The organism is Williamsia sp. 1138 (genome assembly GCF_002095435.2).
Lineage (GTDB): Bacteria > Actinomycetota > Actinomycetes > Mycobacteriales > Mycobacteriaceae > Williamsia.
On the sequence record NZ_MJEJ02000049.1, the window covers coordinates 221,965 to 247,910 of the forward strand.

The window sequence follows — 25,946 nt, forward strand, 5'->3', positions numbered from 1 at the left end:
CAGTCAGATGCGAAGTGCGAGGTCGACGACGACCGGTGAGTGGTCGCTGGCCGGTACCGCGCCTTTGGAAGTGTCGAGCTTCTGAGGATTCTCGGCGACGAAGTGCTCGGACATGTACACGCGATCACTGTTCGGTGGTGCGCCTGCTGTTGCCTCCACAAACCCTGCCGCGGCGAAAACCTCGTGTTCCCTCTCGAATTCGGCTGACCCGTCGCGCACGTTGAAGTCGGCACCGAAGATCGTCGGGCCCATCCACGTCTCCAGGGTCGCGACGATCGGGTCCACTTGGCGACGCGGCTCGTCGATGCCGTGATGCGGTGGACTGAAATGTCCCGACAACACCCTGATCGAGTTGTGGCCCGCAGTGCGGATCATCACGTCGGTAGCGACCCGAGGCTGGTATTCGATGACTCCACCGAAGGGCAGTTTGCTGTCACCGAGTTTGGACGTGACCACCCCGGCCCACGCGTCGACGGTCGCCCGCAGTCGCCGGGCCGAGTCGTCACCGAGCGCGTCACCGATTCGCAGACTTCGCGCGTCGGTGATCAGGTTCCCGTTGAAGGTCAAGATCCCGGTCCCCTCTCGGCGACCGGTGCCCTTGTCGATCGCCGGAGACATCACGGCGCCGTCGGCGTGCAGACGTTTCGCGAGTTGATGGAGAGTGTCGGTGTAATTCGACCGGGTGGCGAAGTGGTCGAGCTCCTGGAGCAGCACGATGTCCGGGTGCTGTTGTCTGATCGTGTCGGCCAGGTGAGCCAACGTCGTCGGGGTGGCGAAAAACTTTCCAGGCCCGCCCATTCCGCCATGGACGTTGAACTCCATGACGCGCAGCCGCTCATCGGCAACCGGTCGTGACACCGTGGACGTCGGCACAACAGGGTCGGCTCCGATGCGACTTCGCAGGTAGCCGCCCGCCAGACCCGCGGCAGCACCCACCACGGCACCGGATCGCCCACCGACACGGGTGAGACCACCGACGGCAATACCCACCGCAGTACCGGCAACGACGGGCGCTGCATAGGTTCGCACGAAGGTCCCGACCTGATCGATTGCCGCGGGCTGATGAGTCGGCGCGTCCAACGCCGGCAGTCGCGGCCCGTTGGCAATGGGCGCACGCGATACCGTGTGGACGTTGCTGTCGACCGAGATTCCCATCGATTGCTCCTAGTCGTCGCGGTCTCGCCACCCGGCGAGCACTGCGTGCACCTGTTCCGCCCCGTACACGCGATTCGGTGGCGCGGGTACATCGTCAGGGTAGAGCAGAAATGGCGTGCTCTGGGGTCCACCCATACCGCCGTGCGACCCGACTTGCTCTTCGAACGCAGCCACCTCGCCCGTCTCCGGCCAGTACGCACCGCCGACCATGATATCGGCGACATTGTCGAATGAGTTTGTCCTGCGTATCTTTTCGAGAGCATCTGGCCCTAAGGACGCGAGTGGGTCGACACCGTCGACCACACCTGTGTCGACGTCTACGGAACCGTCGGCACCGAGAACCACCGATCCACCGTCGGTGCGGGCGAGCAACAAGAATCCGATTCCCGGATGTACCCGTAGGGCGTCGATCAACCCTGGATACTCGGCGGCGACGGTTTCGACGGTCGCGCGACCCGGTAGACGCGGAAAGCTGATCAGTCCGAGGTTTCCCGACCCCAGGACAACCGGAACTCCCTCAGGCGTTGCCGGTTCCTCGTCCACTTTCGGCGGGCGCACGCTTGCCGCCGCGTACTCGATCCCTTCGGCCCCCGGTCGAGAATCCGCAGTCGGCGCGAGGTCGCCGGCACCGGACAATCGCAGCACGAGTTGTTCCAAGCTCTCGCCGTAGCGCTGGAGGAACGTCGCACCCTGACTCTGGCCGTGGTCAGAGAGCACCACCACACGGTAGGAACGGTCGGCCTGTTCGATCACCTTCAGCAGCATCTCGATGACCTCGTCGATCTTGGTCAGCACCGACAGCGTCTCCGGTCGGGCGATTCCCGAGTGATGCGAGACCTCGTCGTAGCCGATCAGGTCGACGTAGATGATGCTGCGGCCCTGAATGAGGTCGCGGACAACCGCCGCCGCCGTGACGTCGGTCGCCAGTACGTTCGCGAATGCCCGCACCAGCGGGTACGAACCGCCGCGCGGCACCCTCGGCCGGAGGTCGGCCCGGCGCTGTCGCCACGCCTGCCTCAGTTCCCGCTGCACTTCGGCGATCATCCGGATCAGGGTGCGCAACGTACTCGATGGATCGGCAAAGTAAGACGAATACCCCGCACCGCCGCCGAGCCGCGCGCCACGCATCCGGCTCACGACGAGCACATTGTCCTCGGCGCCACCGGTGAACAGATTTCCCCGACTCGCGCCATCAGTGGACAACAGTCCGGGGATCTCGGCACGTTCGATTTCCCGGTCCTCGTTGTCGCGCGGGTTGCTGAACACCGCTATCTTCCCGGATGTCTTGTCGTACCACCGAAATGCGGGAACGTTGTGGTTCGAGCCGTGCAGGATGCCCAGCTGGCTGGCGCCCGTCTGACTACTCCAGTCGGTATGCCACGGCATCAACGAGTGGGTGCTGCGAGCCATCGCAGCGAGACCGGGGGTGACTCCGTCGGCGATCGCACGGCGCAGGACGTCGTGACCGAGGCCATCGATCTGTATGCACAGCAATCCCGGTGTCGCTGCCGAACCACCGGGATGGCGGCGGAATCGGAGCCGTTGCCTGCGCACCTGCATCAGACGGTAGGAGGTGTCAGAACGCGACGCGATGGCGCCTCCGACGAACGAACTGAACAGCGACAGCAGCGCTGCCATCACCACGGCGTCCCAGGGTTTGTCGACCGACGCCATCGGGACGATGTGCAGCGTCAACCACATGATTGCGCCGCTCGCGAAGAAGACCAGCAAGAAGAGCACAGCCGGACCCACCCACGACATCAGCCGCACGATCACCGGCCACAACACCGCGCTGAGTACACCGAAAACCAGAGCGACCACCAGCGCCGACGGCAAGGTCGACAGCCGTGGGATCCCGATGTTGATCGAGTCGAGAGAAATTCCGTCGAACACTGCGTCGAGCACGAGGATCGCCACAGCGGAAGAGAGCCACAACACCACGAACTCGATGAGCAGCCGAACGACTTTGGTTGTGGTGCGCATCGCACCCCTTTCGCTGATCTCTGGAATCGTAGTGCCCATGGCCGCCATATCCAGGGACAACGACGCAGACAGCATCCCTGCGCGGCCCGCGGTTCGCTGGCTCGGACACGCGAGTGTTCTGATCAGAGATCGTGGAACCGTAGTGCTCACCGACCCGGTCCTCACCTCGCGGGTTGCGCATCTACGGCGTCGACGTGGGCCGAACCCGTCAGGCGCAGAAGTACACACACCCGACGCAGTGGTGCTGTCGCATCTGCACGCCGACCACACGCATCTGCGGTCGCTGCGTCTGCTGTCCCAGGACGTGCCGATCGTGGTGCCGGCCGGAGCTCCCGACGCACTCCCGTCACTGCGCGGAGTCGGTGACCGGCTGATCGAGGTGCGCGCCGGCGATGAGGTCCCCATCGGGGCCGTAACCATCCGAGCGGTGCCCGCAGACCACGACGGCCGTCGGTGGCGGCGTGGCCCTGCCACCACCTCTGCTTTGGGCTACGTGATCACCGGCGACCAGCGCACCTACTTCGCCGGCGACACCGACCTCTACCCTGCTTTGCGCGACTGGGTCTCCGATGTCGATCTGGCCTTGCTACCTGTAGGCGGGTGGGGGCCCACTCTCGGTGTCGGACATATGGATCCGGCGCGGGCCGTGCGTGCAGCGCAAGAGGTGTCCGCGCGGCATGTGGTGCCGATCCACTTCGGAACACTGTGGCCGATCGGGCTCGGCCTGATCAAGCCCGATCGATTTTTCGGGCCCGGCGGGGAGTTCGTCGCCGTTGCCCGCCGGGCCGGAGTGCGCGCCACCGAGATCGCACCCGGTGACGCGCTCGACATGTGAGCTACTTGCCGAATCCCGCGTCGCGCAGCGCCTGTGCGAGTGAGCCGTTCGCAGCGGGTGCAGCGGACGGTTTACGTCCGGAGTTGTTGTCCCGCCGGGGTTGAATGCGCTGGTTCGGTTGGTTGCGGCCTTCGGGGCGTTTACCTGGACGCTGGCCTGAATTGTTCGGCCTCTGTTCCGGTTTGGCCTTGCCCACACCGGGTTCGTCATCGAGCCGCAGCGACAGACCGATTCGCTGCCGATCGACGTCGACCTCCATGACCTTGACCCGGACGACCTGCCCTGACTTCACGACCTCATGTGGGTCGGACACGAATTTGTTCGCCATGGCAGAGACGTGCACCAGTCCGTCCTGGTGGACGCCGACATCGACAAATGCGCCGAAAGCGGCGACGTTGGTGACCACACCTTCGAGCACCATGCCGGCCTTGAGGTCGGCGACCTTCTCGACACCCGCGGCGAAGGTGGCAGTGGCAAACGCCGGTCGCGGGTCGCGGCCCGGCTTCTCCAGTTCGGCGAGGATGTCGGTGACTGTCGGAACGCCGAAGCGATCATCGGCGAACTCGGCCGGCCGCAGCGTCCGCAGTGTCCGCTCGTTGCCGATGAGTTCGGCCAGCGATACCCCCGAGCGGTCGAGGATCTTCCGAACTACCGGATAGGCCTCCGGGTGTACGCCAGAGGCGTCCAGCGGGTCGTCGCCCTCTCGGATGCGCAGAAAGCCTGCGCACTGCTCGAAGGCCTTGGGCCCCAGACGCGGAACCTTCAAGAGGGCTTTGCGGCTCGTGAAGGGTCCGGTGCTGTCGCGATGCGCCACGATGGCCTCGGCCAGCGTCGTGGTCACCCCGGAGACCCGGGCCAGCAACGGCACGGAGGCGGTGTTGAGGTCGACGCCCACCGCGTTCACGGCATCTTCGACGACCGCGTCCAGGCTGCGGGCGAGCACACCCGGCGTCACGTCGTGCTGATACTGACCGACACCGATCGACTTCGGTTCGATCTTGACCAGCTCAGCCAGGGGGTCCTGGAGGCGACGGGCGATGGAGACCGCGCCGCGTAGTGAGACGTCCATGTCCGGGAACTCGCGGGAGGCATACTCCGAGGCCGAGTACACCGACGCGCCTGCCTCGCTGACCATGGCCTTGGTGAGGGTGCCGCCGGACTTCTGGACGTCGGCGATCAACTCTGTGGCGAGGGCATCGGTCTCCCGGGAGGCTGTCCCGTTCCCGACGGCGATCAGCTCGATCCCGTGGCGGGCGACGAGCGCGCCCAGGGTCGCACGTGCGGCGTCCCACTGCTTCTGTGGCTGGTGGGGGTAGATCACCGCGGTGTCGAGGACCTTGCCCGTGCCATCGACCACCGCAACCTTCACACCTGTGCGGAAACCCGGGTCGAGGCCGAGGGTGGTGCGGGCCCCGGCGGGAGCGGCCAGCAGCAGGTCGCCGAGGTTCTCGGCGAACACGGCGACCGCATCGTCTTCGGCGCGTTTGCGCAGACGCACTCGGGCGTCCAGCGTTGCGGTGATCATCAGTTTCGCTCGCCATGCCAACCGGGCGGTGCCCAGCAACCAGGGGGTGGCCGGGCCGGCCTGCGTGGTGTCGACACCGAGGGTCTGCGCCACCATCGCCTGGTAGGCCTCGTCCTCGCCGCCGTCGAGGCTCAGTGACAGCACTTCTTCTTTCTCACCGCGCATCACGGCCAGCACGCGATGGGACGGCATCTTCTCGAGTGGTTCCGAGAAGTCGAAGTAGTCGCGGAACTTCTGCGCTGCAGCGCTTTTCCCTACTTCTTCGGTGCGTGGTTGCGTCCGCAGTGCGCCCTCCGCCCAGAACTTCTCGCGTACGGCACCGACCAGTTCGGCATCTTCCGAGACCCGCTCGATCAGGATGTGGCGCGCGCCCTCGAGTGCCTTGTCGGCATCCGGGACCTCACCGGCGACGTATTCGGCCGCCACTTCCTCAGGAATCAGCGACGGGTCTGCGAGGAGCCGGTCTGCGAGCGGCTCGAGGCCGTTCTCCCGGGCGATCTGCGCCTTGGTCCGGCGCTTGGGCTTGTACGGCAGGTAGATGTCCTCGACCCGAGACTTGGTCTCCGCAGCGTTCAGCGCGGCCTTCAGCTCATCGGTCAGCTTGCCTTGTTCCTCGATGGACGCCAGGACCGCAGTGCGACGCTCGTCGAGTTCGCGCAGATAGCGCAGGCGCTCATCGAGCAACCGCAGCTGAGCGTCGTCGAGGCTGCCGGTGACCTCCTTGCGATACCGCGCGATGAACGGCACCGTCGACCCCTCGTCGAGGAGTCGAACAGCGGCCGCCACCTGCGATTCTGCGACAGACAGTTCCTCGGCGATACGGGCATTCACGGACTTCACAGCTGCGATCGAATTCACCCGGTGAACCCTACCGAAGGTTGCTGACAGTCAGAGACACCCTGCTGTGGTCAGCGACCGGTGTCGGTGGACAGGACACCGAAGTTCTCGTCGAGATCTACGTCGACCTCGGAACCATCGGCCAGGCGCACCTCGACGTCGAACGCGTGGCCTGGGTCGTCGCTGCGTTCCGCGTCGGTCACCGTTCCGCCACCGGCAGCTGCGATGGCGGCATCCGATGCTCGCTGAAGCTCGTCGCCGACGAGGTCATCGGGATCCACCGGCGCGGCGACCGGCGGTGCGGGTGTGGGCGCCGCGGCAGGCGCGGCCTGCTCGCCGTTCGTCGGCGCAGCATCGTCGTCATCGCGGTCGACCTTCAACACCTTGAAGCCTTCATCGAGGGTGATCTCGTACTCGACCCCGTCTGAGCCGATGACGTCGAGGTCGTAGGTGGTGATGCCGCCGTCGTCGTCCCTGTCGGCGCTGGTGACCGATCCCCCACCGACCTCGGCGATGGCGGCGCCGGTGGCCCGATCCAGATCGTTGCCGCTCAGGTCATCTGATCCGCCGAAACCGTCCGTCACCGCGTAGGCGATGCCGGTGCCACCGAGAGCCAAGATTGCTGCACTGGCGACTCCGGCGATGACGATGGTCTTCTTGGGCATGTGATGCTCCTTCTCGTTGGGGTTGGCATCACCTTCTCGCGCAGTCGCTGAACCCAGCCTGAAACCACCCAGCGTGTAGTTGTCGCGAAACTCACATGGGCGATGCCGCAACAAGTACACGGTCGGCTCTCACATGGGCAGTCTGATCTCGAATCGTGCCCCACCGAGGGCACTGTCGACCACCCGCACCGAACCCTCATGCGCCGCAGCAATTTCGGCGACGATCGCAAGCCCTAGACCCGCGCCACCGGCATCGCGCGCACGTGATTCATCCAGGCGCACAAAGCGTTCGAAGATGCGCTCACGGTCACCCTCCGGCACACCGGCGCCGTCGTCCTCCACGGCAACCAGGGCGACCGGTTCGCGGCCATCCACCACCTGCGTCGAGATCGCGACTTTCTCGCTTGCGTGTCGCACGGCATTGTCGACCAGGTTGCGTATGGCACGTCCGAGCATCGCCTCGTCGCCTCGGACCCGAGCAGCTGTGATCTTCGACCCGTCGACGACCAACTCAGCTGCATCGGCGCGAACACGGCTGACCTCGCGGAGTGCCGCGTCGTCGAGATCAGCGTCGCGCACAGTCAGGTGCAGAGTCGCCTCGTCGGCGCGGGCAAGCAGCAGCAAGCTGTCGACCAAGCCACCCATTCGCTCGGACTCGGCCTTCACTGTCGCGGCGAACTCGTCCGGCGAGATCTGGCCGGGATACGACAGTGCGACCTCCGCGTTCTGACGCAACGAGCTGATGGGCGAACGCAATTCGTGCGATGCGTCCGAGACGAAACGGCGCTGGCGCACCTGCGACGTCTCCAGCCTGCCGAGCATGCCGTTGAGGGTCGATGCCAGCCGGTCTACCTCATCGCCCGAGCCCGGGACTTCGACGCGCCGACTCAGATCAGCGGCGGTGACCTGTTCGGCTTCACGACGCAAACGCTCGACCGGCCGCAACGCACGGCCGACCACGATCCAGCACGTCAGACCAACGAGGAGGACAACGACCGGCACCGCGAAGAAGAGCAGCGTGCGGGTGGCGTCTACGGCATCGGCGCGGGTCTCGTCGTCGACGCCCGCCACCAACACTGTTCCGTCATCGCGTTCTGTCGTCACGATGACCAGCCGGTCACCCTCGTCACCATCGGACTCGACGACCGTCACGGCAGTGGGGTCATCGAGGTTTGTGGTCACGAGCGGCGCAGCCCCCTCGAGTTCATCGGTCGCGCCGACGACTCGGCCAGCTGAGATCAACTGCGCGTATCCGTCCATGTCGGCCAATGCGGCAGCGGCCTGCGTCGGCCCGCCCGCTTGGTCGACGATCGTCTCGTAGCGAGAAGCCTCACTGTCAGCGGCTGATTCGGCGGAGTCCCGTAGCGAGGCAGAGAGGATCATGACGAACGCAATTCCCCCGACGACGAGTACAACCGCCACGACTGCGGTGGCGATGAGGGTGATGCGAGCGCGCACCGACTTCAGGCGCCGCCGGCTCTTGTCAGGCATCGTCGACCACCCGGTAGCCCGCACCGCGCATCGTCTCGATCGACGACCGACCGAATGGCCGATCAATCTTGTTGCGCAGATGGCGAATATAGACCTCGACGATGTTGGGGTCGCCGTCGAAGTCGAAGTCCCAGACAGCACCCAGGATCTCCGATTTCGACACCACTGCGTCTTTCTTCGACACCAGGAACTCGAGAACACTGAACTCTCGCGTGGTGAGGTCGATCGCAGTGTCACCGCGGGACACACGTTTGGCCGCCGGATCGATCATCAGATCACCCACGGTGAGCACCGTGGGTCGCTCTCCACCGCCGCGACGGATCAGGGCCCGGAGCCTCGCCAAGAGCACCGGAAACGAGAACGGTTTGGTGAGGTAGTCGTCGGCTCCGGTGTCGAGAGCCTCGACCTGGTCGAGATCACCGTCCTTTGCGGTGAGCATGATGACCGGCGTCCAGTTCTGCGCTGACCGCAGCTGCGCGCAGATCTGGTAGCCGTTCATCCCCGGAAGCATGATGTCGAGCACGATCACCGCATAGTCGTTCTCCTGGGCCAGCCACAGGCCGTCGGTGCCGTTGGTCGCGGTGTCGACCGCGAAGCCCTCGGCCTCCAAACCGGCTGCGATGGCCCGCAGCAGGCCGGCTTCGTCGTCGACCACAAGGACGCGGATACCGATCCCCTTCGAACGTCGAGTGTGTATACGGGTGTTCCAGGATAGTGTCTCGGAGCTTCGCTGAACCTCAGCTGAAGGTCGTTCGGGTCAGAAGGTCGTGACCTTCCAAGTGAATCCGTCCGGGTCGGTGAACCGTCCCGCGTACCCGCCTTCGACTGCGGAGGCCGGTGCGGATATCTGACCTCCCGCCGCGGTCGCTGCAGTCAACAATCCGTCGACATCCTCACGGGACAGCTGGCGGCTCACCAACACCGACGTGCCGCCCCCGCTATCGGCATCCGACACACCCGCGTCTTTCGCCAACTCCGAGCGGCGCAGTAGACCCAGCCTCGAGGCGCCCGCGTCGAACGTGAAGTCGATGAACTTCTTGCCGTAGTCGCGATCAACCGTCATTCCCAGCGCGGTATAGAACGACTTTGATGCTTTCGGGTCGTCGACGCCCAGGATGCAGACGGTCTCGGTGGGTTTCGGGGGCACCGCGGCCGGGCCGGAGTCCTTCTTCTTGTCGGTGGCGAGCTTCCAGATCGCCCCGTCGGGTGCGCGGAAGACTGCGGTGAATCCGCCGAAGAATCCCTTTTTCGCGGGCTTGAGGACCTCCCCGCCTGCCGCGGCAGCAGCAGCGAGCAGAGACTCCACCTCGCTGGGCTGATCGACGATGTAGCTGATGACAAGCCCTGGAAGTCAGTTACAGCACCCGATGTCACGGCGGCTTCAAGGACCAGATCACCCGCACCGTGCAGATCCAGCGACGTGTCCGGCAGCGAAAAAGTCGACGAGTAGAACGAACGTGCATCATCGATCGTGGGTACGGCAAGGGTCAGGATGTCCAGGGACAGCTTCGGGTTGGTCATGTAGATGACCCTATTGTTGCTGCAACTCCAAAGCTTCTTGATTCCTGATCACCCGCGGCGCACAGCGTGTTCACTGCGCCTCACATCTCAGCCGGTCCGGTGAATGATGACGATGAAGCCGTCACCCTCGCGGGCACTCGGTTGATAGGACTCCCCGGCCACGCGTCCCGCATCGTGATAGGACTCCCCGGCGCCACCACCGCCACCACCACCGATCGAACCCGGGCTGTGTCCGCCGTCGCCGCCGTGCTGATAGCCGCCACCGCCACCGCCGCCGCCACCGCTGCCGACCACGGGAACGCGGGAGCCATCTGCTCCGTTGCCGCCGCGATCCCGGGGTGCGTTGGCCCCTGCGCCGCCGTCGGCGTCGCCGCGCTGGCCGCCCTGAGCACCCGCTTTGCCCGGACCGAAACCGGCAGAGCCGCCGTTGCCGCCGTTGCGAGTTCCATTGAAGTAGGTGTACTTACCGGCACCGCCCCCGCCGCCCGCTCCGCATCCAAGGTTTCCTGCGCCACCCGAGCCCCCGTTACCGCCATGCCGGTAGCCGCCGCCTCCGCCGCCACCGGCCCCGCTCAGAACCGTCCCGGACCCTCCCCCTCCGGTACCGCTTCCTGACCGGCCCCCGCCGCCGCCGAAGCCCGGATAGCACAACAGCTTCGCCCGTCGTGTGCCCTCGCTGAAAGACCCCTCGCCGTTGGAACCGCTGCCCGCCTTTTCACCGCCGGACCCACCGATGCCCCCGATACTTCGTTCGGAGCCCGGCCCGTTCCCGCGGCCACCCCCACCCCCACCGCCGCCGGCGACCACAAGTGGGCGGTCGCCGCGAAGGATCGCGCTCGACCCCACCACCGGACGCCCCACTTTGGCCGGCCAGCGCTGTACCGCCACCGCCACCTTTGGTGTAGCCGACCCGCGGATCACGACCGCCCACGTAGAGCTTGAACTGTTCTCCGTTCTGAACGGTGAATTGCGCAACGACTTGACCGCCGCCGCCGCCTTTACCGCCGTTCGGTCGGCCTCGGCTGTCCAATGGTGTCCCACCCTGTGCACCGGTGACCACCGCGACGATCGAGGTGACGCCCGCCGGCACGACGACCGTCGCCTGCTCACCCGGAGTCCCGTAGGTGCAACTCTGCCCCGGGCTCAGCACACAATCCGCGGCAGTTGGAGCGGCAGTGGCAGTACTCGGGGAGAGCAGAAATCCGCCGGCGAGGGCCAGCGCAGAGATCCCGATGACTGCCGTACGACTTCTGGACATGCCGCCCCTTTGAGACCTGCTGCAGCAGAGTTGGTCCGACCCGGAGCAAATCTAACCCAGAACCAGTTCCGCGCAAGTCCGTTTTCCGACCAGCTTTCTACCCCCGCGCGCTCAGATGCTCGGTGACCGCCGACTGGATCTCGGTCGTGTCAGGACCCAGCCACGCCGACAGGTGCGTGCCGACGTCCACGGTGATGAGTCGCGAGTTCGCGATCGATCCGGCCGCGTGAACACTCTGCTCGTACGGCACGTCCGCGTCGGTTCTGGCGTGGATCAACAGGACCGGAGCCCGCACCTCGGTCAGCGGCAGGTCCAGATCTTTGAAGTGGTGGAAATCGTTCTCGAAGCCGTCTTTTCGTGGCCCCGTCACGGTGTCGAAGAGTGCGGTCGCGAACGTCCGCTGAGTGTCGTCCGCCATGATCTCGGCGGTCAGTTGTTTCGCCTGCGCGCGGGTGAGATCGCCTTCACCCGACATCAACGTCGAGACGGCGGTAGCCGGCGCTTTCTCGGCCAGGGTGGTGGCAAACCAGGTGCCGAGCCGTCCGAACAGCATCTTCTCTTCCCCGAGTTCGACACGTCCGCGCAGCGTTTCGGCGGGATCGAACTCGCTGCTCACGGCCGCGACCGCTACAACCGCGGTGATCCGGTCCGGATACAGTGCCGCGAGGGCATAGGTCGCGGGTCCTCCACCCGACCAGCAGACCACTGCGAACTGCTCGATGTCCAACTCCGACAGCAGTGTTGCCACCAACACCGCTTGCTGCTCCGGGGTCCGATTGTTCTCCGCGAGTGGAGTATTGAGATACCCCGGACGTGAGACCGAGACGACACGGTGCCGATCGGACAGGAACCGGGCCATCAGCGCACCCTGGTCGCATCCGCCCGGGGAGCCGTGGACGAACAGGACTGGTGACCCGGTGCCGATGTCGAGGTATTCGATGGGGCCTACGGACGTCTGCGCGACGCGACCGGCCGGAAGATCGAAGTGAGCTGCCATCGCGTCGGTCCTCCGCAGTCTGAGGGTGATCGTGGAAATGGTAGTTCTCCCGCAATCATGTGGGGCCGAAATAGTGCGCCCCGGGCTTGACCTTGACACAGTGAGAAGGTCAAGACTGGCAGCAAGGAGGTGGTTCCCATCGGCACGCCACACAACGACCAGAACACCCGATTGCGGACTGCGCTGAGTGCACCCAACTCGTCGATCCGCCTGAGGGCAGCGCTCGCGGCGGGGACGACCCCCCACCCCAGCTTCGTCCAGGTGCTGGTCGAGCGGTGCGCAATTGAACCGGACTTCTTCGTCCGCGACATGCTGACCTGGGCACTGACCCGGCACCCGGGGGAGCTCACCGTTCCGATACTGCTGACCGAACTCCATTCGGACACCCCGCAGGCCCGAAGTCAGTCGCTGCACACCCTGTCGAAGATCGCGGACAAGAACTTGTGGCGGAGTATTCCGAAAAGCCTGCTGCACGACGCCGACGACGAGGTCGCCCGCGCTGCCTGGCGCACAGCCGTTGTCCTGGTTCCACACGACGAGGAAATCGATCTCGCGGGCGAACTGATCACCGAGCTGGGACGTGGAGATCGCGACATGAAGCGCAGTCTGAGTCGCGCATTGATAGCTCTGAGCGATGCGATACCGCCCCTCTTGAACACCGCGACGTCGAGCGACGATCCCACCATCCGCGCTCACGCGAGGGCCACCGAGCGACTTCTCGCCGATCCCGAGAGCGAGTTCACCATCACCGCCGACGACGCCAGGCGAATTGTCAATGCAGGCAATGCGATGCAGGACGAGTAGCAGTGCTGATCGGCGAGCTCTCGCGGCGAACGGGTGTCAGCGCCCGCATGCTGCGGCACTACGACTCCCTCGGTCTCGTGCGTCCGACGGATCGTAGCGACGGCGGATATCGCGAATATTCGAACGATGACATACTCCGAATCTTTCGAGTCGAAAGCCTTCGGTCGCTGGGGTTGTCCTTGCGCGAGGTCCAACGGGCTCTCGATGACCCGGACTTCACCCCGACCGCATTGGTCGGCGAGCTCATCGACCAGACCCGCGAAAGACTTGCGCGCGAACAGGAGTTGCTCGAACGGCTTCAACAGGTGAACGACACCGACCCGGGCACCTGGAGCGACGTGCTCGGTCTGATCGAACTCGTGCGTGATCTGGGGTCGGATCGCCCAGCTCGCCGCCAACAGGCAGTATTTTCTGCGACGGAGGACGGTTCTGCGCCTGCCGACGTGCTCGCAGACGCGCTCCTCGTCGAAGTCGTCCCGAACGTCGCAGGCGCACTTGGTTGGTCGCTGGCGAGGCTGGGTAACGACGCCGTTGCTGCGTTGGCGCGCGGACTCGAGTCATCGGATACCGACGTCCGGCGTCGCGCAACTATGGCCATTGCGAAAATTGACGGCCCCGAGGCAACCACGCTCCTTGAACTCGCTCTCGCCGACGACGACATCACCATTCGTAGTCAGGCGGCCATCGAATTGGGTTCGAGAGGTTTGATCCGCGCCGCACCGACCCTCATCGATGCGATCGTCGCGGGTTCGCGCGACGTAGAGGCAGCTGACGCGTTGGGCGCTCTCGCGCAGACTCAGCAGACCGCTGACGAACTGACCGGTGCGCTGCTGGAGGCTCTGGACGAGAGCAGCGAACCCCCGGTGCGTTCTCGCCTGACCCAGGCACTGACGGAGATCCCAGGCGTGGCTGCCCATCTCGCACTCTCGCGACTCACCGAGGATGAGGACCACGCGGTCGCTTACACGGCGAGAGCGGTGCTGAGCAGCCGGAGCGCGAGGTCCACCCGGAAACACCCCGGCTCGTCAACTAAAGGTTGACGAATCCATGCCGTCAACCTACGGTTGACGGCATGACGACCCCCACACCGATCAAGCAGGTTCGCCTCGACGACCTGATCGAAGCCATCACCACTGTGCACACCAATACGCTCGAACAGCTGTCGACCGCTGTACTCACTGCGGACCATCTCGGCGATATCGCCGATCACCTGATCGGCCACTTCGTCGATCAAGCGCGACGTTCTGGCGCGTCCTGGACCGACATCGGAGTGAGCATGGGCGTCACCAAGCAGGCGGCGCAAAAGCGCTTTGTAACCAAGGCCGATTCGTGGATACCGGCTCTCGACCCGAGCCAGGGATTCAACCGTTTCACGCTGCGCGCCCGGAACGTCGTTGTCGCCTCACAGGAAGAAGCGCGCTCGGCCGGGCACGCCGAGATCACGACAGGACACCTCACCCTGGGTCTCATCGGCGACCTCGACTCGATGGCCGTTCGGATCATCTCAGGACTCGGCGTAGATCTCGATGAGCTGCGTACCGCAGTGGCAGGCACGTTCCCTGCGAGGGCCACCGACATGCCGGCACTCGTTCCTTTCGACACGGGGGCCAAGAAGGTTCTGGAACTGACTTTTCGCGAAGCCCTGCGTCTGGGCGCCGACAACGCCGGGACCGAACACATCCTGCTCGCCCTGCTGGAGTATGAGAACGGCGAGGGCCCCATATCCGCACTCGGGCTGACGAAGGTCGCCGCAGAGGCGCACGTGATGACGTCACCACCGACTCGGTGACTTCGACATGACATAGCAACATCTGCGGAAATTCATCGGCACTGTGTGGCGTAGGGCACAATACGGTCAACCATGACGTGACGAGCGTCACTACCGGGTGTGCTGAGGGGACAACATGCAGGACGGGCACGTGACGATCGTGCAGCTGACGAGGTCGGGTGCGCACGATCGATGGCTCGGTGAGATCACGGACGCAGTGAGGTCGACGCCGTCAGGATCGCACTTACACGTCGTGTTTCCGCCCGAGCACGACTTCTGGGATTTCGTGATCGCCAACCTCGGCGGTTGCTCCGGTGTCACGATGACTTCGCTCCCGAAGATTTACGACTCCGTCTCGGTGTTCAACGCAGCGGCCCTGGCCTTGGCGCCATCCGGCCGACCGTGGACGTGGTCCAAGCACGGCTCCGGAAGGCGAAGGCCGGTAACCGCTCTGCGCGCCCGCCTCGGCCGACTACAGCCGAGCTGATCCTCCTCACTCCACCGTTCATCGCACGGCGGAGCGTTCGCCGGCCCGATTCGCCCGTGTTGCTTCGCGCCAGGACGGGGTACACCGGATGAATGCCGGAACTACCTGAGGTCGAGAACGCCAGGCAAGTCGTCGAGAAAGCACTGAACCGGGTCATCGTCGACATCGACGACACCGACACCTTCGAGTGCCGCCCGCATCGCCCGGGCGAGATCGCCCGGGCACTCAAGGGCGGCCAACTCACCGAAGCCTGCCGACGCGGCAAAGCCATGTGGTGCGAAACCGTGACCGCGGACGGGACACCCGGTCCCACTCTCGGGATCCATCTCGGTATGGGCGGGCGAATCATCGTCACCGCGCCGGATGGTGAGCAGACGTCGCGCTATGGCGGTGGTGATCCCCACGTCGGTGAACGCGACACCGACAAGCCCGAGTGGACGCGGTTCGCCATGACGTTCGATGACGGTGGTCAACTTCGCCTCTTCGACAAGCGACGCCTCGGCAGGGTTCGTCTCGAACCCAACATCGACGCCCTCGGCCCCGACGCCGCGGAGATCACCCGCGACGAGTTCCGACACCGCATCGGTTCCAGCGGAGCGCCGCTCAAAGCGAGGCTGCTCGATCAAGCCGCCATCGCCGGCATCGGCAATCTGCTCGCCGACGAAGTGTTGTGGCAAAGCGAGCTGTCACCGTCGCGTCGCGCCAAAACCCTGACCACAGACGAACTGGACGAGCTACGGGTGATCCTGCGCCGCGCCATCCGGTCCGCGATCAAGAAGGGTGGCGTCCACACCGGCGAGATGATCCCGTACCGCAAGACGGACGCCACGTGCCCACGATGTGACGCCCCGATGTCGCGTGGGACCGTCGGCGGACGGACGACATGGTGGTGTTCGCGCGAACAGTCGTGACCAGTCGTGATTCGATGGGGTCAGCGCCAGCTGGACATGTCGCATTCACGAACTGCCGATAGATCGGAACGACCTTGACAGATTTCGACACTCTGATCGTCGGCGCAGGGATTGCCGGACTGACCGCTGCACGAATCCTGGCGGGCCAGGGCCAGCAGGTCGTCGTCCTGGAGGCACGTGACCGGGTAGGCGGCCGGGTCTGGACGTCGCGCAGCGACGGTGAGGTCGTCGACCAGGGCGCGTCCTGGATTCACGGTGTCGACGGCAACCCTGTCGCCGACGCAGTCGACGCCTTCGGCATGCGGACCGTCGAGTTCACCGTCGGCAGCTACCAACCCGACGGGCGACCGATCGCCTATTACTCCCCCACCGGAACCCGTCTGAGCGACGAGACCACCGAGCGATTTGTGTCTGATATCTACTCGTTCAACGAGTACTTCGCGACGACCATCGCCGCATCGGAACCCCACACTTCCTTCGGCGAGGCGGTGGAAACGACGTTCAGCCAATTGAAGTGGGACGACGACCGGGCGATGCGAGTTCGGGAGTTCCTACGCCACCGGACCGAGGAGCAACTCGGCGTGTGGCTCGACGACCTCGACGCGCACGGTCTCGACGACGATGCGATCGACGGGGACGAAGTCGTGTTCCCCGACGGTTACGACGAACTCGCCACGCATTTGGCCCAGGGACTCGATGTAAGGCTCCAGCATGAGGTGACGCGTGTGACGTGGACGCCCGACGGTGCTACCGCCGACACCCGCCATGGCCCGTTCTCCGCCGCCCGAATCGTGGTCACAATCCCGATCGGGGTGCTGAAGTCACCAGAGTTCGTGATCGATCCGCCACTGCCCGAACACCATTCGCAGGCCTTGGACAGGCTCGAGATGAACGCGTTCGAGAAGGTTTTCCTGCGGTTCCCCCACAAGTTCTGGGACGACGACGTCTACGCGATTCGCCAACAGGGTGAGGCCGGTCGATGGTGGCATTCCTGGTACGACGTGTCCGACGCGCATGGCTCCCCGACACTGTTGACATTCGCGGCAGGCCCCTGTGCCCGGGAAACGCGCGCGTGGTCGGACGAGCACATCGCGAACTCCGTCCTCGACGCACTCCGCGGGCTGTACGGCGAGCGTGTCGTCGAACCCGATCGAGTGCACGTCACCCGCTGGCAAGACGACCCGTACTCACGCGGCTCATATTCGTACATGACGGTGGGGTCGGACCGAAGCGACCACGACGACCTGTCCATCCCGATCGAGAACGTGCTCTACCTGTCCGGCGAAGCCACCTGGACCGACGATCCATCGACCGTGACCGCCGCCGTGAAATCAGGACATCGAACAGCCGAACAAATCCTAGGTCGCCCGGTGTCGTACGTGGATATATGGGGCTAATTAGAGCCAGTTCAAATTCGCAAATATTCTGAGTCGCGATAGACGGTCGCACTCGCCGGTGTCGAAATAACAACCGTAATTCTTGGACTTGGCGTAGTGGCAACTACCCACTTAGGTACTCAATAACTGCGGTGATCGCTGCGTTGCGCATTTGTCGAGAACGAACGATACCGACATAGTAGAGCGTTTGAAACGTCTCTTCTTTCGAGTCCAAGACCTCGCCAATGGTCTTGAGTTCGAGTTCTCGCAGCTTATCAAGCTGAAATTCCGTTAGATCTAGCTCAGTCACAGGGGAGGAAAGCCTGGCCTCGAGCGCTACATTTCCGTCACGCTCCAGATTCTCAAGAGAAAAATCTTGGATTGTCCGATACGAAAAGTGATTCGCCCCAAATTCCTGCATCCTTTTGATACTTAGCGACTTCCGCAAGCGCGATCCATACGCTATTGGGTCCGAATCTTGAGCTAGGTTGCACCCGATATTCACCATGTATCGGGTGCCAACCTCGCTTCGCGTAGCCCGAATACCGGACACACCTTCCTGCAAGATTCCGCTATAACAAAGCAGTCGCAACGCTTCGCGAGCAACCCTAGGCGCGTCTCGATGAATCCACACAGCGGAAGACATTTCTCGGTCCCTCTGATTTCTAGCATGCAACTCCGGCAGAACGTCTGCTTCGAGGAAATTGCGCCCCCAATCGATCAGGCCGCGGTGTCCAGGATAGCGCTCTGCAAGGGTTGAGTGTTCCGCCCAAATTTCTTCGCGGTAGTATTCCTTGATAGTTTCCTGAACGAGCCCTCGCCGCAACGGCGTGCTTCGGGATAACGTTTTTAGCAAAATCCTCGGATTTCCTGTTGCGGCAAAGGCCAGGGTGTCAAAGACTTCGCCGTACTGCTCGATTTCTCTCTTACGACCAGGGTCTTGCTTAAGCACTATCTCGCGCATCGCCGCAGAATATGTCGAATCACCAACCGGACGCTCTACGTCTAACACTGTGGCGTCGTGGCTAGGTTGAAACGACTCTCCATACGCGGTAGCACCAGGGTAGACCGCGGCTTTAACGGACAGATATGGGCTACGCAGATCTCTCATCAACGTAAAGAATTGACGCTGCTGTTCTGGAATGAAAACATGAGCAGCTTCGTCGATCAGAAGCGCAATTCGAGAGATATCCAGATCCTCACATAGCTCCTCGATAGCTTGTCTTATTTCTTCGGGCTCAGGAATTACACCTGAGCGATCAGGGGCTTCACCCTTCTTCCAGAACTGCTCAAAACCGCCCACAACTTTATCCATCAATGATGATTTAGACGCCGACACGTGTTCAGTTCCCGCAAGCTCGGCGAGCGCTGAATTATCAGGTACGTCCAGACCATATAGCGTTATAGAACGCCGGATGCTAGCCGTAATTTTGGCGGTCATCCAAGGAAGAAAACCCGCTTCAGTCTGTCGAATGAGACCAGCTCGGGCGAATGTCAAATAGACGGGTAAAATCTTGTCACTGGCGAAGTCTCGCTTCATTTCCGCCTCAGCGACACGAAGCAAGAATGATTTTCCCACGCCGCGGCTGCCTCGCAACAGAACAGCACTTCTACCTTTTAGCGAGTCAATTATTCGGCGGTCACCCGTGGTCTCGACAAAATAATTCAGAACTTCGTCGAGTTTCAAGTCCTCAGTCCGATAGAATAATTCCTGCGGCATCCCGTCAATCCCCTGTCATGTGCAGAACTTGCCGAACCGCCGGTACGTGTCCAAAGTGGGCGATGATTGTCTGTTGTAGCACCGAGTCCGAATTAGCCTCGAGATCTTGCCCATATCGCACATATAGAAGAAACAAAACGACGCGCGCCGAAGATGTCGCACGATTACACCAATCAATTACGAGCCCCGGCGCGGGTTCTATTGCTTCTGGGAGCTGACGCGATATTCGGTCCTTGCCGTGCACGAATTGCGAACAATACCGATAGTTTTCAAGAGCATGGTGCGAATACTCGGCCGCCACTTCAGTTAGTTGTGGAGCAAACTCGCGTACGAATGGCTTTGACAAGACCCCATCATCAGCGCTTAAAGCTCCAGACCACGAGAAGTCAGTGCGGTCTGATATCCATTGCCGCCGCTCGAATTCGTTAACCGAGAAATGGATAGACGCGAAACTTAGTTCAAGAAAGAGCCGCAATGACGAATATGCCTGTCGATACAGGCCGGATGAGATGCTGTACTCCGCCAGCGCCAGTTCCCGACGCGCCGCTTCAAGCTGACTGATAGTGGGGCCTGACAGACGGCTCAGCCACAGGGCAATGTCTGAGTCAGCCTGATGGACCTCGCCAAGATCCGCTCTGTGGGTTTGTAGAGCTGCCTCGCGACAACGCCGGCCTGCATCAGCAATAGCTTGGAGGTGTTCGTCGATACTAGAACTCACTAGGCCCCCGAGCCATCTGACTGAAATCAGACCCCAGAATTACTGGGGCCACACCGTCGGGCTGACAGGATTTGAACCTGCGACCACTTGACCCCCAGTCAAGCACGCTACCAAACTGCGCCACAGCCCGTTGCGGCTGTTTTCCGGCCGCCGCATGAGATTACCTCAGGCACCACCTACACCGAAAATCGCCTGGCAGAAGAGCTACTCCAGGTCTTCGATCAGCTTTGCTCGCAACCGGCCGAGCATCGAAACGAGCTCGACCTTTTCTTGCTCGGTGAGCACCGACAAGGTCTTCTGATGGACACTCCACATGAGTTCGTGGCCTTCGGCGAGCACCTTCGATCCCGAGTCCGTCACGTAGTGCCCGATCGACCGGCCCTTGAGCTGCTCGCGACGGATGTATCCGGTTTCCTCGATCCGAGCCGACAACTGGGCGACGGCCTGCGGGGTGGCCAACGTGACGACAGCAAGATCAGCCCCGGTGATACCCGGCTGCCTGGAGATGGCCTTGAGGAGATTGAACTGGGCGAACGTCAAGCCGATCCGGGTGACCAGCGGATCCGCGCGACGGACCGACAGATGGTGGATGTCTTTGACCAGCAAACCGAACGAGGTGAGATCAGGCGTGGATTCCCCATCGCCGTACGCCTGCGTCATCATCACCTCGCCGATGCCCGAACGTTGCGCGCGTTGACGGCCAATCGCGCAAACACTGCCCCGGAGACTACCGCCACCACCAGCGCCACGGCGGCCGCCACCAGGGCCGTGTTGTGCAGAGCGCTGGTCTGGGCCATGCCGAATGCCTCGGCAACCGGAGATCCCGGCGCGGCGCTGTGTGCCAGCGCGCCACCGCGCTGCACGCCGTACTCGTCGAGCAGCGCCGTTCCATCCCGCCGAGCGCCTGTGTCCGCGACCTTCGAGATGTTCTCAGTGGCAGCGGTATTGGCCCACGACACGAGGAGCACACCGAAGACCGCAGGACCCATCGCCCCGCCGAACTGGCGGATCGCGTTGATACCTGCGCTCGCCATACCCGCCTGATGCAGTGGAACGGCGTTCACCGCGGCCGACGTGACGGTCGGCAGCACGATCCCCATGCCGAAGCCCGCGATCGCAAGCCTCCAGCCGACGTCCCAGAGCGACGAGTGCAACTCCATGCCCGAGAGCACGACGAATCCGAGGGCCAACACCACCAGACCGGTCACCAGCACCACGCCCGTTCCCAGTCGGTGGATCAGTACTCCGGCAAGTTGAGAGCCGATGGCGCAAGCGACGAACAAGAAGACCAGCCGCCCGGCCATCATGAGGGCGTCGAGATGTTGTGCGCCGCCCAGGAAGATCGAAAGCAGGAACACCAGACCCAGGTAGGCGAACATCGCGACGGCCGCGGCGCCGGCCGCCACCGCGAATACCGGGTTGGCGAACAGCTTCATGTCGAGCATCGGCGAGTCGGTCTGCAGCTCGATCGCGATGAAACCACCCAGCGCGAGTAGCCCGATCACTATCGCGACCCACGAGTGGGGTGACCCGAATCCTCCCGCACCCCCTTCGATGACCCCGTCCACGATGCCGACGATCGCCACGATGGCCAGTACCTGTCCCGGGAGGTCGGCACGCCGGCCGTGTGCTGCCGACGATTCGCCCATCGCCCACTGCGCCACCAGACCCACGATCAGGGCGAGCGGAATGATGACGACGAATATCCAGTGCCAGCTGGCGACTTGGAGTACCGCGCCGCCGACGAACCCGCCGACCGCCAGCGAGAGCACCATGGTCGCCGCCCACAGACCGATCCACCGGCTGCGCTTGCGGAAGTCGGTCTCCGCCGCGCTGATGAGGGCCAGGCTCGACGGGATGATCGCTGCCGCACCGATACCCGAGATCAGCTGGCCGAGCCAGAGCAGATGCAGTGACGAGGAGCCGTCAAGCCATCCGGAAGCAAACGACGTCGTGCCACCGACCGCACACAAGAGCAGACCGACCTGAAAGATCCGGCGTCGGCCGAACAGGTCCCCCAGCACACCGAACGACAGGATGAGCGCCGCCATCGGGATGACGAGCAGAGAGATCACCCACTGCAGGCCGGCGGTGTCGGCCCCTGTCGAGCGGGCGATCGAACTGAGCGACACCGAGAGCATCGTGATCGGCGCGAACGCGACAAACAGGCCCGCACAGGCGATCAGCACGGTCCTGAGGACGTTCACCTCGACGTGGTTGCGGCGTGTAGGCGCGATCGCGGAATCCAAACCAGTCATGCTCAAACCTCTCGACGCATAGTAGCAAGAACTTTATATCAACGTCTTGATTCAATGGCAAGGGCTTGATTCGCATGCGGTTTGGCCTCATGGCCGGTTCGTACGACGACGTCGGCCCCGGTCACTTTCTGACCGGGGCCGACGTCTCGACATCACTACTTCTTGCGTTCGCGTTTCTCGCGCACCCGCACGTTCACCTTGACCGGCGAGCCGTCGAAGTTGAACTCTTCACGCAGTTTGCGTTCCAGGAAGCGGCGATAGCCGGCCTCCAGGAAGCCCGTGGTGAAGAAGACGAACGTAGGCGGGCGCGTTGCGGCCTGCGTCGCGAACAGGACACGCGGCAACCGGCCGCCACGCATCGGCGGCGGGGTCTCGGCGATGACCGCCTTGAGCCAGGTGTTGAGCTGCCCGGTGGACACCCGTTTGTCCCAGGACGCCAGGCTGGTCTCGAGCGCGGGAACGAGCCGCTGCACGGCCCGGCCGGTGTGCGCCGAGATGTTCACCTTGCGCGCCCAGGGCACCCGCGAGAGGTCGCGGTCGACCTCTTTCTCGAGTTGCAGCCGACGGTCCTCGTCGACCAGGTCCCACTTGTTGAACGCGATCACCAACGCGCGACCGGCGTCGATGATCATCGTCAGCACGCGTTGATCCTGCTCGGTGATGGGCTCGGAGGCGTCGATCAGCAATACCGAGACCTCGGCGGCCTCAATGGCCGAACGGGTCCGCAGCGACGCGTAGAACTCGTGGCCACTCGACTGCTGAACCTTCTTGCGCAGGCCGGCGGTGTCGACGAAGTTCCAGATCTTGCCGCCGAGTTCGACGAGCTCGTCGACCGGATCAACGGTGGTGCCCGCCACGTTGTCGACGACGGCGCGGTCTTCACCGGTGAGCTTGTTCATCAGCGAACTCTTGCCGACGTTGGGCTTGCCGACCAGCGACACACGACGCGGACCGCCGGTGAGCGTTGTCTCTCTAGGGGTTTCGGGCAGCGCCTCAAGGATCTTGTCAAGAAGATCGCCGGTACCGCGGCCGTGAGCGGCAGACACCGAGTACGGCTCCCCCAGGCCCAGCGACCACAGCGCGGCGGCCTCGGATTCGATCCGCTCGTCATCGACCTTGTTGGCCGCGAGCAACACCGGGGTCTTCGAACGGCGCAACACCTTGGCGACCGCTTCGTCGGTGGTGGTGGCCCCGACGGTGGCGTCGACCACGAGCACGATGGCGTCGGCGGTCTTCATGGCCACCTCGGCCTGCCGTGCCACCGACTGCGCCATACCTTTGGCGTCGGGCTCCCAGCCGCCGGTGTCCTGCACCATGAAACGCCTGCCGGCCCACGATGCGTCATACGAGACGCGGTCGCGGGTCACGCCCGGGATGTCCTCGACGACGGCTTCACGCCGCCCGAGGATGCGGTTCACCAGCGACGACTTACCCACGTTGGGCCGTCCGACGATGGCCACGACGGGTACCGCGACCGCGGATCCTTCTTCGCCCAGCTCGGTGAACTCGCTGATGTCCCAGTCGGATTCGTCTGTCCACAGACCGTCGTCGCCGACGCCTGCTCCGTCAAAACTGTCACTCATGCCTTTACCTCGCTCGAGCTCTCTTCATGAAAGCGACGACGCGCCAACTCGACCAGCTTGGCGATCACCTCTTCGATGCCCAGGTCGGTGGTGTCGACCTGTACTGCGTCATCGGCCGGTCGCAATGGCGAGGTGGACCTCGTCGAATCCAGATGGTCCCGCCGGATCACGTCCTCGAGCACCGTCGCATGGTCACTGTCCCTGCCTGCGGCGATGTTCTGATCGTGTCGCCGCTGGGCGCGAGCCTCGGGCGAGGCGGTCAGGAACACCTTCAGTTCCGCATCGGGAAACACAACGGTTCCGATGTCGCGGCCTTCGAGCACGCTGAGCCCACTCTGGGCCAGGTCACGCTGGGCCTGCACCAACCGGGTACGAACCGCAGGCACTGCCGACACCGCCGACACCGCACGGGTGACATCGTCCCCGCGGATCTCTGCGGTCACGTCGTCGCCGTCCATCAGCACGATCTGCTTGTCCGGGCTGTTCGTGACCGAGATCGTCAGCTCTTCGGTTGCTTTGTCGATCGCTTCCGCGTCGTCCAGCGCCACGCCTGCACGAAGAACGCGCAACGTCGCCACGCGGTACATCGCACCGGTGTCGATGTAGTTGGCGCCCAACGCCGTTGCGACCCGACGCGACACACTCGACTTACCGGTGCCCGCAGGCCCGTCGATCGCGATAACTGCACGGTTCGTCACATTCCCACCGCCTTGTAGAGCGCGCCGATCTCGTCGTTACCCATCACCCGCAGGGTGCCGGGACGTTGCTCGCCGACGTTCACGGCGCCGATGTCGGTGCGCACCAGGCGAATCACCGGATGGCCCGTTTCATCAAGCATGCGGCGCACGATCCGCTTGCGTCCCTCGTGCAGCGTCAACCGCAACAGCGAAATGCCCTCGTTCACGTCGAGCAAAGCGAACTTGTCGACCTTCGCCGGTCCGTCGTCGAGCTCGATACCGTCACGCAGGGTCCGGCCCAGGCTGCGGTTGACCTCACCTCGGACCGTTGCCATGTAGGTCTTGGGTACCTCGAACGACGGATGCATCAACCGGTGCGCGAGCTCGCCGTCGTTGGTGAGCAGGATCAGACCCTCGGTATCGGCATCGAGCCGGCCGACGTGAAAGAGCCTCTGCCCCGCCATGACACGCTCGGCGACCAGGTCACCGATGCACGGACGGCCGAACTCGTCGGCCATCGTCGACTGCCAGCCCTTGGGCTTGTTCAGCGCCAGGTACTGATGTTCCTCGTTGACGACGACCCGCGCGCCATCGACGCGCACCACCGCGGTCTCGGGATCGATGCGCAGACCCTGCTCCGTGACGACTTCACCGTCGACCTCGACGCGACCGGCCGCGATCAGTTCCTCGGCGCCGCGACGCGATGCGACGCCGGACTGCGCCAGCACCTTCTGCAGACGAGTTCCGCCCTTGACGTAGGTCGCTCCGTCGCCGCCGACGTCGAGCGGGTTCTGGTCGCGCGCGGGTTTGGCGTTGTTGAGCCGAACCTGCCCGCTCTTCACATCGGGAGCCGACTTCGGCTTGCCCTCAGGACCCGGCCCCTTGCGATGCGCTTTACGGAACCGCTCGGTCGCGGCGCCTTTGGTCGGTTTGCCGCCGGTGGGTTTGCCGCTCGGTTTGCCGCCGGCGGGCCTGCCACCGGCTGCCGCACCTGCGGATCGATCGCGTTCGTCGGCCGGACGACCACGGTCCCCGCTGGGACGGCCGCGCTCGCCCGAAGGACGACCAGTACCTTCGCCACGGCGGTCGCCGCGCTCCGCGTGCCGGGGTCCGCCACGTTCTTCGGAGGGTCGTCCACCGCGATCACGGGACGGTGCACCGCGCCGATCTCCTGTGGGGCGGCCTCCGCGATCCTCTGCGGGCCTGCCACCACGATGTTCGGCTCTCGCGCCTCTGTCGCCATAAGGCTTCCGGTCGCGATCGCCCGAGGAGTTTCCATCCTCACGCGGTCCGCGCCTCTTGCCTTTGTCTTTGCTTCTGTCCGGTCTGCCGTCTCGGCTAGCGGGTGCCATGCTCGTATCCCTAATTCCCGTCGAA

General features: G+C 63.9%; 23 protein-coding genes and 1 tRNA gene. 7 read left to right on the forward strand and 17 right to left on the reverse strand.

Annotated elements, in window-relative coordinates:
- Nucleotides 1-3: 3 nt before the first annotated feature.
- Both BH683_RS20760 and BH683_RS20765 read right to left on the reverse strand, forming a co-directional pair.
- On the reverse strand, nt 4-1,155 hold the full coding sequence (locus BH683_RS20760; RefSeq protein WP_084838151.1) for an endonuclease/exonuclease/phosphatase family protein: 1,152 nt from the start codon (nt 1,153-1,155) through the stop codon (nt 4-6).
- A gap of 9 nt (nt 1,156-1,164) precedes the next feature.
- The gene (locus BH683_RS20765; RefSeq protein ID WP_084838230.1) at nt 1,165-3,138 is read right to left on the reverse strand and encodes a phage holin family protein; all 1,974 of its coding nucleotides are present in this window, start codon (nt 3,136-3,138) and stop codon (nt 1,165-1,167) included.
- Between the two features lie 37 nt (nt 3,139-3,175).
- Between BH683_RS20765 and BH683_RS20770 the strand changes: the two genes are divergently transcribed.
- Complete coding sequence (locus BH683_RS20770; protein ID WP_084838152.1) at nt 3,176-3,973, forward strand: MBL fold metallo-hydrolase; 798 nt, start codon at nt 3,176-3,178, stop codon at nt 3,971-3,973.
- 1 nt (nt 3,974) lies between these two features.
- On the opposite strand, the gene BH683_RS20775 is transcribed toward BH683_RS20770, so the two are convergent.
- The 7 genes from BH683_RS20775 to BH683_RS20805 form a co-directional block, all read right to left on the reverse strand.
- A complete protein-coding gene (locus BH683_RS20775) occupies nt 3,975-6,356 on the reverse strand; it encodes a Tex family protein (RefSeq protein ID WP_084838153.1) in 2,382 nt (793 codons plus the stop codon).
- A gap of 50 nt (nt 6,357-6,406) precedes the next feature.
- Nucleotides 6,407-7,000, reverse strand: a complete 594-nt coding sequence (locus BH683_RS20780) for a PepSY domain-containing protein (protein ID WP_143696102.1) — start codon at nt 6,998-7,000, stop codon at nt 6,407-6,409.
- A 129-nt stretch (nt 7,001-7,129) separates the two neighbouring features.
- Nucleotides 7,130-8,491, reverse strand: a complete 1,362-nt coding sequence (locus BH683_RS20785; RefSeq protein WP_084838155.1) for an ATP-binding protein — start codon at nt 8,489-8,491, stop codon at nt 7,130-7,132.
- Entirely contained in the window at nt 8,484-9,158 is a 675-nt protein-coding gene (locus BH683_RS20790; RefSeq protein WP_084838156.1) for a response regulator transcription factor, read from the reverse strand. The genes BH683_RS20785 and BH683_RS20790 overlap by 8 nt, the downstream gene beginning before the upstream one ends.
- A gap of 90 nt (nt 9,159-9,248) precedes the next feature.
- Nucleotides 9,249-9,797 carry a VOC family protein gene (locus BH683_RS20795; protein WP_084838157.1) on the reverse strand — a complete coding sequence of 183 codons (549 nt, stop codon included), beginning with the start codon at nt 9,795-9,797 and terminating at the stop codon, nt 9,249-9,251.
- A gap of 302 nt (nt 9,798-10,099) precedes the next feature.
- The gene (locus tag BH683_RS29175; protein WP_168187088.1) at nt 10,100-10,900 is read right to left on the reverse strand and encodes a hypothetical protein; all 801 of its coding nucleotides are present in this window, start codon (nt 10,898-10,900) and stop codon (nt 10,100-10,102) included.
- Nucleotides 10,901-11,367: 467 nt separating this feature from the next.
- Nucleotides 11,368-12,267, reverse strand: coding sequence for an alpha/beta hydrolase (locus BH683_RS20805; RefSeq protein WP_084838159.1), 900 nt, complete (start codon nt 12,265-12,267; stop codon nt 11,368-11,370).
- 138 nt (nt 12,268-12,405) lie between these two features.
- On the opposite strand from BH683_RS20805, the gene BH683_RS20810 reads away from it, so the two are divergent.
- The 6 genes from BH683_RS20810 (at nt 12,406) to BH683_RS20835 (ending at nt 17,634) form a co-directional block, all read left to right on the forward strand.
- Nucleotides 12,406-13,071 carry a HEAT repeat domain-containing protein gene (locus BH683_RS20810; protein ID WP_210405249.1) on the forward strand — a complete coding sequence of 222 codons (666 nt, stop codon included), beginning with the start codon at nt 12,406-12,408 and terminating at the stop codon, nt 13,069-13,071.
- A 2-nt stretch (nt 13,072-13,073) separates the two neighbouring features.
- The gene (locus BH683_RS20815) at nt 13,074-14,111 is read left to right on the forward strand and encodes a HEAT repeat domain-containing protein (protein WP_084838161.1); all 1,038 of its coding nucleotides are present in this window, start codon (nt 13,074-13,076) and stop codon (nt 14,109-14,111) included.
- Nucleotides 14,112-14,143: 32 nt separating this feature from the next.
- Nucleotides 14,144-14,860: a Clp protease N-terminal domain-containing protein gene (locus tag BH683_RS20820; protein WP_084838162.1), complete on the forward strand. Its 717-nt coding sequence runs from the start codon at nt 14,144-14,146 to the stop codon at nt 14,858-14,860.
- Between the two features lie 130 nt (nt 14,861-14,990).
- Nucleotides 14,991-15,326 carry a hypothetical protein gene (locus tag BH683_RS20825; RefSeq protein WP_143696104.1) on the forward strand — a complete coding sequence of 112 codons (336 nt, stop codon included), beginning with the start codon at nt 14,991-14,993 and terminating at the stop codon, nt 15,324-15,326.
- Nucleotides 15,327-15,418: 92 nt separating this feature from the next.
- Complete coding sequence (locus BH683_RS20830; RefSeq protein WP_084838164.1) at nt 15,419-16,237, forward strand: DNA-formamidopyrimidine glycosylase family protein; 819 nt, start codon at nt 15,419-15,421, stop codon at nt 16,235-16,237.
- A gap of 74 nt (nt 16,238-16,311) precedes the next feature.
- On the forward strand, nt 16,312-17,634 hold the full coding sequence (locus BH683_RS20835; protein ID WP_084838165.1) for an NAD(P)/FAD-dependent oxidoreductase: 1,323 nt from the start codon (nt 16,312-16,314) through the stop codon (nt 17,632-17,634).
- Between the two features lie 103 nt (nt 17,635-17,737).
- Here the strand turns inward: BH683_RS20835 and BH683_RS20840 are convergent, their stop codons facing one another.
- From BH683_RS20840 to BH683_RS20870, 8 genes are all read right to left on the reverse strand, one after another.
- Nucleotides 17,738-19,333, reverse strand: coding sequence for a hypothetical protein (locus BH683_RS20840; protein WP_084838166.1), 1,596 nt, complete (start codon nt 19,331-19,333; stop codon nt 17,738-17,740).
- Nucleotides 19,334-19,337: 4 nt separating this feature from the next.
- Nucleotides 19,338-20,051 carry a hypothetical protein gene (locus tag BH683_RS28505; RefSeq protein ID WP_143696106.1) on the reverse strand — a complete coding sequence of 238 codons (714 nt, stop codon included), beginning with the start codon at nt 20,049-20,051 and terminating at the stop codon, nt 19,338-19,340.
- Nucleotides 20,052-20,107: 56 nt separating this feature from the next.
- Nucleotides 20,108-20,181: transfer RNA gene (locus BH683_RS20845), tRNA-Pro, on the reverse strand.
- A gap of 74 nt (nt 20,182-20,255) precedes the next feature.
- Entirely contained in the window at nt 20,256-20,711 is a 456-nt protein-coding gene (locus BH683_RS20850; protein WP_168176666.1) for a MarR family winged helix-turn-helix transcriptional regulator, read from the reverse strand.
- A gap of 2 nt (nt 20,712-20,713) precedes the next feature.
- Nucleotides 20,714-22,309, reverse strand: a complete 1,596-nt coding sequence (locus tag BH683_RS20855; protein WP_084838168.1) for an MFS transporter — start codon at nt 22,307-22,309, stop codon at nt 20,714-20,716.
- A gap of 155 nt (nt 22,310-22,464) precedes the next feature.
- Nucleotides 22,465-23,892, reverse strand: coding sequence for a ribosome biogenesis GTPase Der (gene der, locus BH683_RS20860; RefSeq protein WP_084838169.1), 1,428 nt, complete (start codon nt 23,890-23,892; stop codon nt 22,465-22,467).
- A complete protein-coding gene (gene cmk / locus BH683_RS20865; protein ID WP_084838170.1) occupies nt 23,889-24,590 on the reverse strand; it encodes a (d)CMP kinase in 702 nt (233 codons plus the stop codon). Before cmk ends, der begins: the two co-directional genes overlap by 4 nt.
- Entirely contained in the window at nt 24,587-25,921 is a 1,335-nt protein-coding gene (locus BH683_RS20870; RefSeq protein ID WP_084838171.1) for a pseudouridine synthase, read from the reverse strand. The genes cmk and BH683_RS20870 overlap by 4 nt, the downstream gene beginning before the upstream one ends.
- Nucleotides 25,922-25,946 lie beyond the last annotated feature (25 nt).